Source organism: Flavobacterium geliluteum (genome assembly GCF_017948595.1).
In the GTDB taxonomy this organism is placed as follows: domain Bacteria; phylum Bacteroidota; class Bacteroidia; order Flavobacteriales; family Flavobacteriaceae; genus Flavobacterium; species Flavobacterium flavipigmentatum.
On record NZ_JAGFBV010000002.1, the window covers coordinates 95,638 to 112,264 of the forward strand.

Genomic DNA, 16,627 nt, shown 5'->3' on the forward strand with positions numbered 1-16,627 from the left:
TTTATTTATTTTAAATCTTTGGGGAAAATTGTTTTATGGGTTTTACCTTTATTAATAGTGCTCCAGTTTTCTGTCTCAAACTGCAATGCTACAAATCCGGATGTAGGAACATTTTCTATAAAAACATCCCCAAATTTATTAACAAAATTTGTAATAGCCTCGTTATGCCCAAAAAGAATAACGCTTTCTAAACTATTATCACAAGATTTGATAACTTTCTCGAGCTGTTTTTCGTCAAAGGTGTAAAGATCGTCTTTATAAACGATACTTTCTATGGGATACGACAGGTTTTGGGCAAAAATAAGAGCAGTTTCTGATGCGCGTGCAGCAGTACTACTCCAAATTATATAAGTCTTAGGAAGAAAATTAGAAATTTTGACAGAGACATCGTGAGCATCTATAATTCCTCTTTTCATCAAAGGCCTGTCAAAATCTTTGAGAGGAGCTTCCCAGCTGGACTTTGCATGTCGTATTAAAACTAAATTTTTCATAGAAAAAGTATATTAAGTAACAATATGTGCTATTAGAAAATTATTTCAGTTCTAATTTACAAAAGAATTTTTAATCCGCTGTTGTTTTTTAATTCTGTTAACATTTTGCTTAAATAATTATTTAGAATCTCAAATTATTATAAAAAATAACATTCATCCCAAAAAATGATTTTGATGAGAATGGCTCTCAGTGAGAAACATCATGTTTACAGTTGGCAATATCATGTTTACAGTAAGCAAAATCTAATTTTTAGTTAGCAATATCTTGTTTTTAGTAAGCAAAATCTAATTTGCAGTTGGCAATATCAGGTTTGCAGTAAGCAAAATCTAATTTGCAGTTGGCAATATCATGTTTGCAGGAAGCAAAATCTAATTTGCAGTTGGCAATATCATGTTTGCAGGAAGCAAAATCTAATTTGCAGTTAGTAAAATCTTGTTTGCAGTAAGCAAATTTTTAATTGTTTTACTATAAACTTTGGGTTGATACTTGTTTTTTATTCCGGGTAATTATTCTGGATAATTATTTTTTTTCGAACAAAAAAAAGTCGTTGCAACCTAAGTCACAACGACAACCAAAAAATAAACCAGTCCAATTTTCTTTTAGATCTTAGCAAAAATATTAGTATAATATTTTCTGCCATTACTGTCTAACTTTACAGCAATGCCAAAATGCGTATAATCACCTTCTATATTTTCCTTATGGCCAGGACTCTCTAACCACCCCTTGACCACATCTGCGGAAGTTTTGTAGTTGTAGGCAACATTTTCTCCTACTTTACTAGCTCCTAGAACACTAACAATATTCTCTGACCTATCTTCAAAACCATTATGATTGACAACATTGTTGGCGATCATATACAAATCATGCTCCGCTGATTTATAAGAAATATGATTTACTATTTCTAATTTTCTTAATCCAATACTTAGACGATAATTATTTATCAATTGCATTACTTCCAACTCATCATTATTATAAGTATAATTTGTTACTAACCCTGCCGTTGTATTTGTTTCAGTAACATCATCAGAGTCTTTGGAGCAAGACAATACCGACGTTATTAAAATTATAAACACTACAGAACGCATAATACTTTTCATAACTAAGAGTAGTTTAAGTTTAAGTAGATTGTGGGGCAAACTCTTTAACTATATTTGACAAATTGTTTATTTTCTTGAAATAAAAATACTTCATTTATCGTTAAACTACCAAAAAAAATCGATGAAATACACTTTTTTTATATTACACAATGTATTTTTCTTACTTTTAAGGAGAGAGCCTATCAATACTCCAGGAGAAATCAGACTGACTCGTATATCGGATTCTGTCGTGTAATCTATTGGCTCTTCCCTGCCAAAATTCTACCTGCAAAGGCGTCACCAAATAGCCTCCCCAATTTTCAGGTCGAGGGATTGATTTTCCTTCGTAATCCTTTTCTAATTGTTTCAGATTATCTTCTAAAAAAGTTCTGGACGGAATGACCTCACTTTGGTTCGAAACAACAGCGCCCAATTTGCTGCCTTCGGGACGAGAGTCAAAATAGCCATCAGAGATATTTTCAGAAGTCTTCTGGGCTATCCCTTTTATAATCACCTGACGCTCCATTTCCGGCCAGAAAAAAGACAGACAAACATTGGGATTCTGAGCCATCGCTTTTCCTTTTTCCGAATTATAATTGGTGTAAAAAATAAATCCTTCTTCAGAAAATTTCTTCAATAAAACAACCCTTGATTTAGGAAAACCGTCTAAACCAATGGTCGAAACAGTCATTGCATTTACTTCTCCGCTTCCGTCAAAATCTTCTACTTCGTGGAACCATCTGTTAAACAAATTAATAGGATCCTCCGGAATATTGGTTTCTAACAATTCGCTTTTTTCGTATGATTTTCTATAATTACTTAAATCGTTCATGAGTTTAGATTTTAAATTGATGATTTTTGATTTTTAACTTTTTACATTTTACTTTTTACATTTTACTTTTTACTTTTTACATAGTAGTACTTTCAACTAAAATTCAAAACTGCTGCCGTCATCTGCCAAAAGCACGTTCGGAAAAATTGTTTTGGCCTCTTCTTTAAAACGTTCTATTCCTTCGTATCTGGTCGAATAATGTCCTAAAATAAGTTGTTTTGCGTTTGCTTTCAAGGCAATTGTGGCGGCTTCTATTGCTGTCGAATGCAATGTTTTCTGAGCCAAAGCTTCTTCTGATTGCAAGAAAGTAGCTTCGTGATATAAAACATCTACGTTTTTTATGATTGGAAGTATGGCTTCGTGATAAGCGGTGTCTGAACAAAATGCATAACTCAGTGGCGGAATTGGATCGAATGATACTTTTTTGTTTTCGATTACGGTTCCGTCTTCGAGCGTGACATCGCCACCATTCTTTATTTTTTGATAATACGCCGTATGAATGTGATATTGTTGTACAGCATCAACATTTAGTTTTCTTTCGCCCAATTTTTCTTCAAACAAAAAGCCATTAGTATAAACGCGGTGTTTGAGTGGAATAGTTTTGACAACGACTTTACTGTCTTCGAAAATAATTTGACTTTCGTTCGATTCTAATTCGTGAAAAAACAAATCATAAGTCGTCCAGGAATTGGATAATCGCAGCTGTAATGTTATGATTTCCTTCACTCCTTTTGGTCCGTAAATATGCAGGTCGGTAGTTCTTCCTAAAAGTGCAAAAGTTGAAATAGTACCAATCAATCCAAAAAAGTGATCGCCGTGCAGATGCGAAATAAAAATATGATTGATTTTGGAAAATTTGATTTTATTTTTGCGCAATTGCACCTGAGTTCCCTCACCACAATCGATTAAAAACAACCTGTTTTTTATTTCTAAAACCTGCGCAGTCGGATTGGTAATTGTTCTGGGAGTAGCGGCATAACAGCCAAGTATGGTTAGTTTCAATTTTTATTGATTCGTTTAATTGTTTAACTGTTTAATCGTAAAAATGGTAATTTGTTTCATCATAAAATTGATTAAACAGCGAAACGATTAACCCATTAAACAGTTAAACAATTAACCAATTTCTAAAATCCCAAATCTCTTTCAATTTCTTCCATTTCGATGATGTCGTGCGCTTCAAGAAGCGAAGGCACTACAGTTAGCTTGTCAGAAACAGAGTTAAAATCAAAGTCAGCAACGACTACTACAAAAGATTTTTTAGCTTTTTTGTGTTGCTTCGAAAGTGGCAGGAATAACTTAACATCAGCTTCCGGCAAACTAGAATAAGCCGTTAAATCGATGACGATATTTTGTTTTTCAAAAGTTTTAAATTGCTGCATCACTTTTTCTAAGAAAGAATTAATATCTCCCTGTGTATCTTTAATTGTAACGGTATGTCCTTTTTGATCTACTTTCATATTTATATTTCTAGGCTTATATCAACTCTCCATTTTTGAAAGCTAAGATACAAAGTTTTTTTAGTTTTATTTTCAGGTTTAACAGGCTGAACGTTCCAAGACCAGAAACCTGAAACTTTAATTTTACTGAATCTTAGAAGCCAAAAGATAAATCACCGCCATTCTTATCGCTACACCGTTCTCGACCTGGTTTAAAATTACAGAATGTGCAGAATCTGCCACCTCAGAAGTTATCTCTACGCCTCTGTTTATAGGTCCTGGGTGCATAATGACGATTTCTTTTCCAAGAGAATCTAATAAGGGTTTATCTACACCATATTGTTGTGCGTATTCGCGTGTTGACGGGAAAAAATTCACATCCATACGCTCATTCTGAACGCGAAGCATATTGGCTACATCACACCATTCAAGCGCTTTGCGTAAATTCGGCTCGACCGTAACACCAAGCGACTCAATGTATCTCGGAATCAGGGTTTTTGGCCCGCATACTTTTACTTCTGCACCTTGCATCTGCAATGCATAAATATTAGACAATGCCACTCTTGAGTGCAGAATATCGCCTACAATAACGACTTTTTTCCCTGCTACGTCACCCAATTTTTCTCTAATAGAATAACTGTCCAACAGAGCCTGCGTTGGGTGTTCATGAGCACCATCGCCAGCATTTACGATACTTGCTTTGACATTTTTGGACAAAAAATAAGCCGCTCCGGGATTGGAGTGGCGCATGACAACCATATCTACTTTCATAGACAGGATATTGTTTACAGTATCTATAAGTGTTTCGCCTTTTTTGACAGACGACTGCGCTGCCGAAAAACTAATTACATCTGCAGACAAACGTTTCTGTGCTAATTCGAAAGAAAGTTTGGTTCTGGTACTGTTTTCGAAAAAAATGTTGGCAATGGTAATATCTCGTAATGAAGGAACTTTTTTAATGGGTCTGTTAATGACTTCTTTAAAATGATCGGCCGTTTCAAAAATTAGGTTAATATCATTCTCGTTGATGTATTTAATTCCTAATAAGTGATTTACGCTTAATTCTTTCATTGTGTGTGTTTATAGGTTTATTTGTTGAATTGTTTAATCGTTTGGCTTGCGGTTAAACCATAAAACGATTAACCAATTAAGCGATTAAACTTTTTAATTTGTAACGAGGTAAACCACGTCTTCGCCTTCATTTTCTTTCCAGCTTACTTTTACTTTTTCATTATTAATAGCATCTACCTGACGACCACGATAATCGGGCTGAATTGGCAGATTTCTACTAAAACGTCTGTCGATTAACACTAGCAATTCGATTTCTGAAGGTCTCCCAAAAGACTGAATAGCGGTTAAGGCAGAACGGATACTGCGTCCGGTAAACAAAACATCATCGATAAAAATGACTTTTTTGTTTTCGACTATAAAATTAATTTGTGTTTTATTGGCTTCAAGCGGTTTATCAGTGCGGCGAAAGTCATCTCTAAAAAAAGTGATGTCAAGATATCCCAAAGAAATCTCGGGAGTTTGGTATTCGTTTTCTAATATTTGTTTTAGACGTTCGGCTAAAAAAACGCCTCTTGGCTGGATTCCAACTAAGATAGTATCAGAGAAATCAAGATGTTTTTCGATCAACTGACAAGCCAAACGATGGAGTATGATAGTAACTTCTTTTGAATTAAGTAATACTTTTTGGCTCATAATTAAGTGTGATGTTTGGTTGGGCAAATATACGAAATCAGATTTTATTTGTTGCGGTGTTGGGGAGGGAATATTTTTTTTGGTCGGCAACGGGTTTTAGATTCTCAAACAAGTTTTTTTAGGTTAAAAGCCCCATCGATGGGGTTGCGAACCCCAACGTTGGGGTTCGTAACCCCAAATTTGACGTCTAGAACCTCATTTTTGACGTCCACAACCCCAAATTTGACGTCCATAGACGTATAATTTGACGTCTGCAACCTAAAGTTTTACGTCCAGAACCTAAAACTTTAGGTTCTGGACGTCATCGACGGAGCTTTTAACCCCAAAATTGCTGTTTTTAGAACCTTGATAGACTTAAATAACTATTTATGAGTCTTTATTTGAAAAATATTTTAAAATAAAATTACTATTTTTGAATTATGACTACCATGGAAATTAAAAAAGAGAGCAATAAGGCTCTGGATCAAGTTCCGGAAAAACCTTCTTATCAACATTTTAGGCTTCATAAAACAAATACAGGCAGATAATAATGCTCCATGATTTCTTAAAAACAAATCAAAATCATCCATAAAAAATAGGTGTTAATTACCATTTTTTAGATACTGAAAAACAAATGACTAATTATAAATAAGAGGCAAACTCAAAATGAAAGAAAGCACTAGAAAGTTTCTAAAAAACCCTAAAAATATATTTCTCATAGACGGTTTTGGTGCTTTACTTACTGTTGCATTACTTTTCTTTGTTCTTAGGACTTTCAGCCCATATTTTGGTTTATCAAAAACCATTTTCGAATATCTTTCTTTGCTGGCATTGGTATTTGCATTTTATTCTATTACTTGTTTTTTTCTAATCACTAACATTTGGAAACCGTATTTAAAAATAATCTGCATTGCTAACGTCCTGTATTGTGTTGTAACATTTGGAATCATATTCTATTATTACCAAAGTATTTCAGTTTTGGGTATCGTTTACTTTTTAGGAGAAATAATAGTCATATCAGGGATTGTATTTTTAGAAATAAAAACAATACAAACTCCTTACCAAGTGCCATAATTGATCTTATCTGCTAATTGAAATCTAGTAAAATCTCCAAATATTAGAACTTTTCTCAAAAATTATATAAACTATTTTTTTGTCGTTTCAAGTAATTTTATCGTTCGATAATTAAAAGGATAAATTCTTTTTTGAAATAATTAAAAAAAAGCAAAATCATGCAAAAAAACATTACACGTTTGTTAATGGTACTCGTAATACTGTTTTCATTTACAAGTTGCGAAATTATAGGAGATATTTTTAAAGCCGGAATGGGATTCGGAATATTTATTGTAGTGGTTGTAATTGCAATAATTATTTTTGCTTTTGCAAAACTATTTGGCAGAAAATAAAACATAAAAAAAATCCCGCTACTCAGGTAACGGGATTTTGAAGTTTTATTTGGTGTACATCTTTACTCTTAATTCCTGAACTTTTTCATCATCCAGATATTCGTCAAATGTCATGTAGCGATCAATTGCTCCGTTTGGCGTCAATTCTACTACTCTATTACCTACAGTTTGTGCAAACTCATGATCATGAGTGGTAAAAATCACAGAACCTTTAAAGTTTTTTAATGAGTTATTAAATGCCGTAATCGACTCCAAATCAAGGTGATTTGTTGGTTCGTCAAGCATCAGGATATTGGCGCGCTCCATCATCATTCTCGACAACATGCAACGTACTTTTTCTCCTCCTGATAGAACTCGGCTTGTTTTTAAAGCTTCTTCTCCAGAAAAAATCATTTTACCTAAAAATCCTCTAATAAAAACCTCATCACGCTCTTCTTCAGTTTTTGCGTATTGACGTAACCAATCTACAAGGCTCAAATCGTTTTCGAAGAAAGAATGATTCTCAGCAGGCAAATAGGCTTGGTTAGTGGTAATTCCCCAATCAAAAATTCCTGCATCTGCTTTTTGCTGATTGTTTAAGATTTCGTAAAAAGCGGTAGTGGCGCGTGAATCTTTAGAAAAAAGAACAATTTTGTCGCCTTTTGCCATATTCAAATTAACGCCTTTAAACAAAAGGTCGCCTTCTACAGAAGCGGCTAAATTTTCAACATTTAAAATCTGATCACCTGCTTCGCGATCCTGATCAAAAATAATCGCAGGATAACGACGGCTTGACGGTTTGATATCTGAAATATTTAATTTAGAGATCATTTTTTTACGAGAAGTAGCTTGTTTCGATTTTGCAACGTTGGCACTAAATCGACGAATAAATTCTTCTAATTCCTGTTTCTTTTCTTCTGCTTTTTTGTTTTGCTGCGCACGTTGTTTTGCGGCCAATTGGCTCGACTCGTACCAGAAAGTATAGTTACCTGAATAATGGTTTATTTTTCCAAAATCAATATCCGAAATATGTGTACAAACCGAATCTAAAAAGTGACGATCGTGAGATACTACGATTACGGTATTCTCGTAATTGGCAAGGAAATTTTCTAACCAGGCGATGGTTTCAAAATCCAAATCGTTGGTAGGCTCATCCATAATAAGCAAATCCGGGTTTCCAAAAAGGGCTTGCGCCAAAAGCACACGAACTTTTATTTTTCCCTCCAAATCACCCATTAAAGTATAATGGTGGTCTTCGTTAATCCCTAAGTTAGACAACATCGAAGCGGCATCAGAATCTGCATTCCATCCGTTCATTTCTTCAAACTGTACCTGAAGTTCCCCTATCCTATCAGCGTTTTTGTCGTTGTAGTCTAAATAAAGTTCATCCATTTCTTTTTTAACAGCGTACAAAACTTTATTTCCCATCAAAACGGTTTCCAAAACCGTATGCTCATCGAACATGTTGTGATTTTGGTTTAAAACCGACATACGTTTTCCCGGTTCTAAATGAATATGTCCGGAAGTTGGGTCAATATCGCCCGAAATGATTTTAAGAAAAGTAGATTTTCCAGCACCATTGGCTCCAATAACGCCGTAAATATTTCCGTGAGTGAAAGTTGTATTTACTTCGTCAAACAAGATACGTTTGCCAAATTGAACTGATAAATTATTGACTGTTAACATGAATGTCTTTTTAATTAATTTTGTGCAAAAGTAAGGAAAAAGGTTCAGAGTTGCAAAGATACAAAGGCGCTAAGTTTTTTAAATCGTAAGATGCAAAAGTGAAAAGTAAAATATCTTATTATGCCCAAATACAAGAACATATAACTTCTGACTTTTAACCTCTAACCGTTTACAACTTACTTTCTTTCTCCAAAGCTACTTCTAAACTCTTATAATTGGGTAAAACTTTAGCAATTACGCCTTCTTTATTAAGGATGAAATGCGTTGGAAAAGCATTCAATTGCAAGGTTTCATTCATGTAAATTTTCATGTTTGGAATTACAGAATATGACAACGGCTTTCTTGCCAAAAACGTTTTTAATTGTTCTGGTGTATCTTCTGCTAAACTCAAGAAAACAATATCTTTTCGGTCTTTGTATTTTGCCGCCAAAGCATTTACCTCAGGAAATTCTTTGATACAGGCAGCGCAATGAATGTACCAGCATTTAATAACGATTATTTTGCCCTTCATCGTTTCGTTAGAAACTAAATTTCCATCTAAATCGGTAAAAGAGAATTTTGGAAAAGGAGTACCTTCCATTTTAAAATTTTTGTACGCATCAAAAGCTTCTTGATTGATGGTTGCTTTTATACTGGTATCTGCTTTGGGTAAAATTTTGAATAATTTATAATAAATAATAGAATCGTTTGATTCTAATCGGATTGGGATGTAGTTTGTGTTTACCAATTCATTCAAAAAAGATTCTTTTGAAATTTCTTTTGAATCTGCATCTAATGCTGTAAAATCTCTCGAAAGCATAATCTTTTTGCTCTGATACGGCCACCAATCAGCGTATTTTTGTTGAATTTGAATAGGATCAACTTCAGGATTTCCAAATTTATTTTGACTAAAACCAGCAATTGAAATTAGAAATGTGATTATTATAATGATTAAATTCTTCATGAAAGTTGATACAAATATTGGACTCAAAAGTACTTATTTTTTCACGCAGATTTGGTAGATCTAGCAGATTTTTTATTTATGATCTTGTCATCCTGACGGAGGAAGGATCTTCATAAAGTAGGCAAATTGCTATTTGATTTTTCGCCTTGTCTTCTCTCTTCTAATCACTTTTTCTTATGAAAATTTAATTCTTCTTTTTTGGCAAGAAAGAAATATCCATAGAATACGTGGTTGGATCTTCTGGATCAATTATGACTGTTATTTCTTCTGTTTGTATAAAATCTGTCGGGTCGAACCAAATATCCTCGCTTTCAAAAAGATATATTTCATTAGTTCTTGAATCCAACCATTGACTGCAAATTAGATAAGGATGGCTATCGTTTACTGCTAAACTTAAATTAAGCTTCACATCAATAAATTTTGTCATAATACTTTTGCCACTTTGCTGTAAAAAATTTATTTTTTTTCTTTTTAAACGATCTGATCTAAGACCCAAAAAACCTACCAAAGCGAAAGCCATTCCTATTACGCCCAAAGCTAATGAACCTAAATATAAAGAGCTAAAATCATCAATAAATGCCTTATTAGGATTTGTCGGATCGTACAAAACAGCTACGCTTTCGTCTATGTCATAACTAGGAGGATCGCTGCTTACATTCGAAGTAAACTCTATTTTTTTTTCGTATTTTGTATAAAACACTACCACCGGACTGTATGTTGATGATTTGCTCGACTTTACCTCACGCAACTCTATAACAGTACCCTGTGCATCGACTGCTGTTTTTATAAAAGAGAATTTTTCAAGAAAGAAATAAATAGCTGCTATTACTAAAGCCGAACCAACTATAGCGGAAGCATATTTAAAAAAAGTAAAGGTTTTCATATTTGGGATGGATCAAATTTGGTGCAAAATACACTTTAAATTAAAAAACTATTTAAAAGAATATGATTATTTTATTTCACGAATATTTTGCAGTTTTAAGCAAATTCCGGGAGCTTTTTTTATTCTCTTTTTTATGTAAAAATATAATGTCTTATGAAACCAGATGCCTTAGCCCTGATAGCAGCGGTATCCTTTTTCTGGCTCCTTTCAGCCGGAAAAAGATACAAGCGGATAGCAGGAAATAGCTCCTGAAAAAAAAATACTAGATTACATTTTAAACCATAAAAAAACCTGACAACGTAAATTGCCAGGTTCATAATGCTCTGGTTTAGGCGAAAACCAAATAACAAATCGCCTAAATTCGATGCATTTATTCGAAATATAAAAATCAGATTAAAAAATAAATAACCAAACTCAAAATTAACCTTTTCGATTTTTGTACTTCTAATTTTTACATTTTTTGGTTTTGAAACTTAGTTTAAAAAGTTCATCACCTTGAATGAATGTTTGTTTCCTGATTTATCAGTTACAATGACGATGAACAATTGTTTGGTAGAGAAATTTCTGTTTTGCAGGTAGATTTCTTTATTGCTCTGAACGTTATCATAACTCACTAATATTTGCCCGATACTATTGAAAACAGACACCTGAGCAATTTCTTCAGCATCATTTTTCACTGTTAAAACATCATTATTAAAATAGGTAACAGTACTTGTGCTTTGTGGTTCAATTTTAGCCGCAGAGAATATTTTATTCCCCGATTGTAATGCAAAATAAGCGGCATACGCCTTAGATAATTCAGATGAATTACCACAAGAAGAAGCATCCCAGTTTACAGACCAAGTCATTAAACCTCTCAAATTAGGATAAGGGCCTCCAGGTTGCATCGTGTACGTTCTTCCTGAAAATGTGGTTCCTGTTCTTAAATAATGCAAAGCACTAATTCCTTCGGCCGGAGTGATAAAACCACTACCTGCTGCACTTGGACAAGCGGGTAATCCTATAAGGATTTTTGAAGGTGGTAAACCATCAAAACGCATTCCAGTTGTACCAATACTATACCCTTTTACAAGCATATCAGTTAGGGCGGTCACCATATTTGCTCTCTTAGCTGAACCATAGTATTGACCATCTAATCCGTTTTCTCCACCTGTATTATACAATTGTACGGCTAACAAATCCAATTCATTACGTAAGTTTTGAATAATTGGCAGAAAGGAACCAAAAGTATCATTATAGGTAGAATATCCTCCTTGTACGTATTGTGTTTCCGGAGCTGCAGTTAATAAAAATCCAGGTCCATAGTGCGCTTTTAATTCTTTGAAAGCATCTACTACGTTTTTTAATCTTGGATAAGCAGAAATACCCGTATAAGAAATATCTCTTAAACCTCCTGCACTAAAATTCATCGATCCGCCTTCAAAATCTATATCAACTCCATCAAATTGATACTCGTCAATAATTGCTTTTAGACCATTAACAAAAATATTTTTTTGAGCTACATTCTCCAAAACAACATGACCATTTTGACCTCCAATAGAGATAATAACAGGAACGCCGCTATCTCTTAAGGATTTTATATCGTTTTTCAACAACTGTTTATTGAAAACGCCATTAGTCAAATATCTCGTGTCATTTGTAGTTAGTACTGGTGTATAACCATCACGATTCACTGTTTCTACGAAAGAATAATCAACTACGTTAAACTTGCTTCCCACCATTTGAGAAAAATATAAAAATGGAGCAGAAGCGTTTTCCCAAGAGTGGGCATATCCTAAAATTATCTTTGAAGGAAGTGGAATAAACCTATTATTGTTTATCGGAGCTATTTTAATGGTATTGTTTAAAGTAGTTACGCCGGATTTGTTATCAGTTGCTTTTATTACAACTGGATAATCCTGATAAGCAGATGGTGTAAAATTATACGTATACGTATTGTTTGCTCCCGCAGCCATATTAAAAGTACCTCCGTTGATTGTAATAGTTACCCCCGAAACCGATCCGTCACTATCAACAGCTGTTACAGAAATTGGCACTACCTGAAAAGAACTTTGGTTTACAGTAGTATTTGATGGCGTATTCCAAGTAATTACAGGCAATGAATTAGGACAATTTGCACCTGAGCAATTTAATGTAAAACTATACGTTTTCGCAGCTATTGTTCCGTTTGAAGCAGTAGCCGTAACCGTTAACGTATGGCTAAGCGAAAACTGATTTGCAGCTGGTGTCCAACTTGCTGTATAAGTTCCCGAAGAATTTGTAGCACTCAAGCTTTGTCCATCTAAACTAAATACAACAGATGAGATTGTAGTGGCATCAGTAGCACTTAATCCAACACTTGCAACAAAATTAATTGCTGATCCTAAATTTATAGCAATCGCTGAACTTGTTGGTGCAGTAATAGTAACCACTGGAGTTGTAGCAACTACCGATTGAGTATTAAAATTAAATACTTGTGGTGCAGTTGGAAGATTTGTTTGTGGATAAGATGGTAAATAAGTAACATCTTGATTTTCCCAAGCATTAATCTTTAGACTTAAAAAAGTAGTATAACCATTAATGGCGGCATTTTCGAAATGATAATTTCCTTGGGAATCTGACAAAGTTGATAAGTTAATCCATCCGTGAGTATCATTGGTATAGGGTAAAATTAAATCTACTTTTATTCCAGCTACTGGAGCTGTTCCATTCTTAACAGTCCCGCTAATTAAATACCCATTGGCAACATTTTGCGTGAAGTTTAGAGTCTTACTAGAAGCAATAGCAGTATAAATAGTAGATGACGGACTAAAACTTAAACCCGTTTTTGAAGCGGTTACAATATAATCTGATCCTGCAATTAAATTAGACAAAATATAATTTCCGCTGGCATCAGAAACTGCGGTAAGCGTTGTAGTTCCAGAAGTTGCTGAAACCGTTACACCAGCAACTGCCGTTGTACCATTTTTAGTTGTTCCGCTTACAGTGTAATAAACAGGCGTCACTATATTTTGCGTAAAGCTTAAGGTTTTGTTTGCACTAATGGCATTGTAAACCGTTGAAGCAGGAGTAAATGTTAGTCCAGATTTTGCAGCCGTTACTGTATAATTAGATCCTGAAACCAAATTAGCTACACTATAATTACCACTGGCATCTGAAACGGTTGTTAAGGTTGTAGTCCCCGAAGTTGCTGAAACCGTTACGCCAGAAACTGGAGTTGTTCCGTTTAAGACATTTCCGCTTACGGTGTAATAAACTGGATTCACAACAGTTTGGGTAAAACTCAATATTTTATTTGAATTTATAGCCGTATAAACCGTTGAAGCAGGAGTAAATGTTAGACCTGTTTTGGCAATTGTTACGATATAATCAGATCCTGAAACCAAATTTGCTACAATATAATTACCCGTTGCATCTGAAACAGCTGTTAGAGTTGTAGCTCCAGAAACTGCTGAAATTGTTGCACCAGAAACCGGAGTTGTTCCGTTTAAAACAGTTCCGCTTACGCTGAAATAAGTTGGCGTAACTACTACATTCGTATTAAAATCATAAATTGTTGCCGTTGCAGGAATCGGAAAGTTAGTCAGATTTGATGGTAAATAAACGACATCTCCATTTTCCCAAGCGTTCAGTTTTAAACTTAAAACTGTATTGTAGCCACTTAAAATATCATTACTAAAACTATATTTTCCCTGTGCATCTGTAGTGGCAAAAACACTTTTCCAGCCATGTGCATTATCTGTCCAAGGTAACACCAATTCTACTTTTGCACCAGGTACCGGAGTTGTTCCGTTTTTTACCGTTCCGCTAATTTTATTGCCGCCAATTACCACAACATCTTGAGAGAAGTTTAATGTTTTATTGGCATTTAAATTACTGTAAACAGTTGAAGCCGGTGTATATGTCTGACCAGATAATGCAGCAGTCACTGTATAATTGCTTCCGGAAGGTAAACTAACTGAATACACACCGCTTGCATTGGTAACAGCCGTAAAATTTCCGCTTGCAGAAGCTGCTGTAACGGTCACGCCCGAAACTGGAGTACTATTGTTTAAAATTGTTCCGCTTACCGTGTAATTTACAACTGCCGCACCTTGCGTAAAATTTAATGTTTTATTGGCATCAATTGCGGTATAAACTGTTGAAGCAGGCGTATATGAAAAACCTGATTTTGCAGCTGTAACGGTAAAATTTAACCCAGCTGTTAAACCTCCAATAGTATAAACTCCGCTAGCATTTGAAACCGCTGTTACAACTGTTGTCCCTGAAGTGGCAGAAACCGTTACGCCAGAAACTGGGGTTGTTCCGTCTAAAACCGTTCCGCTAACAGTGTATAAAGGCTGCGTTCCCTGAATTACTACCGCAGTCTGATTGGCTGTTACATTTGTCAAAGTAACGGGTGTAAAAGTGTAAGTCGCTTTTGATGCTATAAGCGAATAATTTTGCCCTGAAGCCAAATTATTAAAAGAAAAATTACCTGTTGTAGCAATCACCGTACTTAAAACAGTATTGCTTGCATCGCGCAACTCTACTGTCACATCCGGAACTAAAGCTGTTCCGTTTTTTACAGTCCCCGCAATACTTACACTTCCCGGCAAAATGCTTCCGAAAGAAGTATCTACCTGATTGAGTAATGCGTTTGGAATTGCTCCTCTTGTGTCCTGAGACAGCTCCCAAATCATTCCTCCTGCTAAATTTTTTGATTTAATATATTGCACTTTCAAATCCATTGATTGTTTATCTTCATAACTGATAAACTGTTTCAAAGTCGCATTATACAAATAAGGTACTTTTGTAGTATTATCAAAATAACGAACCCATCCTGCAGCTGCGGCCGTTGGCGTCACCAACATAGTATTGGGATCTAAGTAAGGATGCGGATTGGTAACGGGATTCCCGACCAAATCACAGATTTCGATACTGCCCGATTTTTCACAAGCGGCCGGACCATCCCAAGTACCTGTAGGATTTTGTGGATTGGTACATCCCGGAACGGCATATCGTGGTGCCGTTACAAACAATCCCGGAAAGTTTGGATTCGTTCCGTTATTGGCAACATTATCAAATTTTTTACCATAAAAAGGCAATCCCATGATTAATTTGTTTGCAGGAAAACCCACAACATTCAAAAATTGATTCGTCAATTCATCCAATGATTCAGATTGTGTTGCGCCGTATAAAGGATCATTCGGATTTCCACTGGCATACAAAGGAGCATTGTAGCAGGTTTTATCGTACCAGTTTCCTCCAAGATCATATCCAAAATAAGTGATATAATCGCAATACGTTGAGATATCCTCTGTCATGCCGTATTGTGATCGGTTGTTTGGGCCTAAATATTGTGCACCCACTTTTCGAACATTATTTCCAGCAGCAATTGTAACCAATTTGTTGGGCATTGCAAGGCGCATTGCTTTCAACAAATATACCAGATTTTTGTTGTCGTCTGGGCTGTATTTTTGCGGAGGAATTGGCGATCCATTAATAACTTCTGTACCATCTGTTCCTCCAGAAAGCGGATATTCCCAGTCAATATCAAACCCGTCAATAAAAGGATAAGTTGTTATAAAGTTTGCCATATCTGCGGCCAAAGCGGCTCTTGCGACAGGACTAGCAGCAATAGGAGAAAGATCCTGACCTTTGGTCCATCCTCCAACAGAAATTAAAACTTTTAAGTGTGGGTATTTTTCTTTTAACTTTTTCAAGTCATAAAAATTCCCTTTTACGGGAGCATCCCAAGGAATTCCACCTTCTGTGTGCTCAAAATCGGCATAAGTATCCAAACATTTTAGTTTGGTGTTCTGTGGCTGGGCAGGATCAAAAGTCGTCCCATAAAAAGAATAATTCAAATGTGTCAATTTGCTACCATCAATTTTAGGAATATTAAAATCCCGGGCATAAATCGACCATTGCGCGTAGTATCCCACTACCTTTTTACCGTGGGCTGGTTGAGCCAACACGAGTAAGGGAAACAGTAATAAAAAAAGTAACCTGTAATAATGTTTCATAATTAATAAATATTGGTTAATAGAAAATTCAAAATAGGATATCCTAAATGCACAGTTGAGCACTCAGAATATTAAAAATGGATTCAATTCATTACAATTGGACTAGAATTGCAATTCATTAAAAAATGAATTTGTAAAACTTCTATAAATAAAAATTACTATTACTACTTTAGATCAAATCATCGGTAAATAGTACGGATTGATATTTATATGTGATTTAAATA

13 protein-coding genes are annotated in these 16,627 nt (G+C 34.9%); 2 read left to right on the forward strand and 11 right to left on the reverse strand.

The genetic code is table 11. The features are described 5' to 3' along the window. Nucleotides 1-5: 5 nt before the first annotated feature. From J3495_RS01900 to pyrR, 7 genes are all read right to left on the reverse strand, one after another. Nucleotides 6-491: a SixA phosphatase family protein gene (locus tag J3495_RS01900; protein ID WP_210664869.1), complete on the reverse strand. Its 486-nt coding sequence runs from the start codon at nucleotides 489-491 to the stop codon at nucleotides 6-8. Between the two features lie 600 nt (nucleotides 492-1,091). Continuing rightward, nucleotides 1,092-1,589, reverse strand: coding sequence for a CAP domain-containing protein (locus J3495_RS01905; protein WP_210664870.1), 498 nt, complete (start codon nucleotides 1,587-1,589; stop codon nucleotides 1,092-1,094). A 166-nt stretch (nucleotides 1,590-1,755) separates the two neighbouring features. Continuing rightward, entirely contained in the window at nucleotides 1,756-2,400 is a 645-nt protein-coding gene (gene pdxH / locus J3495_RS01910) for a pyridoxamine 5'-phosphate oxidase (RefSeq protein ID WP_210664871.1), read from the reverse strand. A 96-nt stretch (nucleotides 2,401-2,496) separates the two neighbouring features. Beyond that, a complete protein-coding gene (locus J3495_RS01915) occupies nucleotides 2,497-3,402 on the reverse strand; it encodes a ribonuclease Z (RefSeq protein WP_210664872.1) in 906 nt (301 codons plus the stop codon). A gap of 122 nt (nucleotides 3,403-3,524) precedes the next feature. Then, nucleotides 3,525-3,857 carry a ribonuclease Z gene (locus J3495_RS01920; protein WP_210664873.1) on the reverse strand — a complete coding sequence of 111 codons (333 nt, stop codon included), beginning with the start codon at nucleotides 3,855-3,857 and terminating at the stop codon, nucleotides 3,525-3,527. Between the two features lie 123 nt (nucleotides 3,858-3,980). After that, a complete protein-coding gene (locus J3495_RS01925) occupies nucleotides 3,981-4,907 on the reverse strand; it encodes an aspartate carbamoyltransferase catalytic subunit (RefSeq protein ID WP_210664874.1) in 927 nt (308 codons plus the stop codon). Nucleotides 4,908-5,000: 93 nt separating this feature from the next. Further along, complete coding sequence (gene pyrR, locus J3495_RS01930; protein WP_007805230.1) at nucleotides 5,001-5,540, reverse strand: bifunctional pyr operon transcriptional regulator/uracil phosphoribosyltransferase PyrR; 540 nt, start codon at nucleotides 5,538-5,540, stop codon at nucleotides 5,001-5,003. Nucleotides 5,541-6,185: 645 nt separating this feature from the next. Here pyrR and J3495_RS01935 point away from each other — a divergent pair. Continuing rightward, nucleotides 6,186-6,593, forward strand: a complete 408-nt coding sequence (locus J3495_RS01935) for a hypothetical protein (protein WP_210664875.1) — start codon at nucleotides 6,186-6,188, stop codon at nucleotides 6,591-6,593. 158 nt (nucleotides 6,594-6,751) lie between these two features. After that, on the forward strand, nucleotides 6,752-6,925 hold the full coding sequence (locus J3495_RS01940; RefSeq protein WP_210664876.1) for a hypothetical protein: 174 nt from the start codon (nucleotides 6,752-6,754) through the stop codon (nucleotides 6,923-6,925). A gap of 45 nt (nucleotides 6,926-6,970) precedes the next feature. Here J3495_RS01940 and J3495_RS01945 read toward each other — a convergent pair whose 3' ends face one another. The 4 genes from J3495_RS01945 to J3495_RS01960 form a co-directional block, all read right to left on the reverse strand. Further along, the gene (locus J3495_RS01945; protein WP_210664877.1) at nucleotides 6,971-8,590 is read right to left on the reverse strand and encodes an ABC-F family ATP-binding cassette domain-containing protein; all 1,620 of its coding nucleotides are present in this window, start codon (nucleotides 8,588-8,590) and stop codon (nucleotides 6,971-6,973) included. Between the two features lie 169 nt (nucleotides 8,591-8,759). Continuing rightward, on the reverse strand, nucleotides 8,760-9,533 hold the full coding sequence (locus tag J3495_RS01950; RefSeq protein WP_210664878.1) for a TlpA family protein disulfide reductase: 774 nt from the start codon (nucleotides 9,531-9,533) through the stop codon (nucleotides 8,760-8,762). Between the two features lie 184 nt (nucleotides 9,534-9,717). Then, complete coding sequence (locus tag J3495_RS01955; RefSeq protein ID WP_210664879.1) at nucleotides 9,718-10,416, reverse strand: DUF3592 domain-containing protein; 699 nt, start codon at nucleotides 10,414-10,416, stop codon at nucleotides 9,718-9,720. Between the two features lie 473 nt (nucleotides 10,417-10,889). Further along, the gene (locus J3495_RS01960; protein WP_210664880.1) at nucleotides 10,890-16,403 is read right to left on the reverse strand and encodes a glycosyl hydrolase family 18 protein; all 5,514 of its coding nucleotides are present in this window, start codon (nucleotides 16,401-16,403) and stop codon (nucleotides 10,890-10,892) included. Between the last annotated feature and the right edge of the window lie 224 nt (nucleotides 16,404-16,627).

Excerpts from the sequence above, each read along its gene's own strand:
- J3495_RS01905 (WP_210664870.1), bottom strand. The coding sequence starts at position 1,589 with ATGAAAAGTATTATGCGTTCTGTAGTGTTTATAATTTTAATAACGTCG.
- J3495_RS01950 (WP_210664878.1), bottom strand. The coding sequence starts at position 9,533 with ATGAAGAATTTAATCATTATAATAATCACATTTCTAATTTCAATTGCT.
- pdxH (WP_210664871.1), bottom strand. The coding sequence starts at position 2,400 with ATGAACGATTTAAGTAATTATAGAAAATCATACGAAAAAAGCGAATTG.
- J3495_RS01935 (WP_210664875.1), top strand. The coding sequence starts at position 6,186 with ATGAAAGAAAGCACTAGAAAGTTTCTAAAAAACCCTAAAAATATATTT.
- J3495_RS01920 (WP_210664873.1), bottom strand. The coding sequence starts at position 3,857 with ATGAAAGTAGATCAAAAAGGACATACCGTTACAATTAAAGATACACAG.
- J3495_RS01900 (WP_210664869.1), bottom strand. The coding sequence starts at position 491 with ATGAAAAATTTAGTTTTAATACGACATGCAAAGTCCAGCTGGGAAGCT.
- pyrR (WP_007805230.1), bottom strand. The coding sequence starts at position 5,540 with ATGAGCCAAAAAGTATTACTTAATTCAAAAGAAGTTACTATCATACTC.
- J3495_RS01925 (WP_210664874.1), bottom strand. The coding sequence starts at position 4,907 with ATGAAAGAATTAAGCGTAAATCACTTATTAGGAATTAAATACATCAAC.
- J3495_RS01960 (WP_210664880.1), bottom strand. The coding sequence starts at position 16,403 with ATGAAACATTATTACAGGTTACTTTTTTTATTACTGTTTCCCTTACTC.
- J3495_RS01940 (WP_210664876.1), top strand. The coding sequence starts at position 6,752 with ATGCAAAAAAACATTACACGTTTGTTAATGGTACTCGTAATACTGTTT.
- J3495_RS01945 (WP_210664877.1), bottom strand. The coding sequence starts at position 8,590 with ATGTTAACAGTCAATAATTTATCAGTTCAATTTGGCAAACGTATCTTG.
- J3495_RS01955 (WP_210664879.1), bottom strand. The coding sequence starts at position 10,416 with ATGAAAACCTTTACTTTTTTTAAATATGCTTCCGCTATAGTTGGTTCG.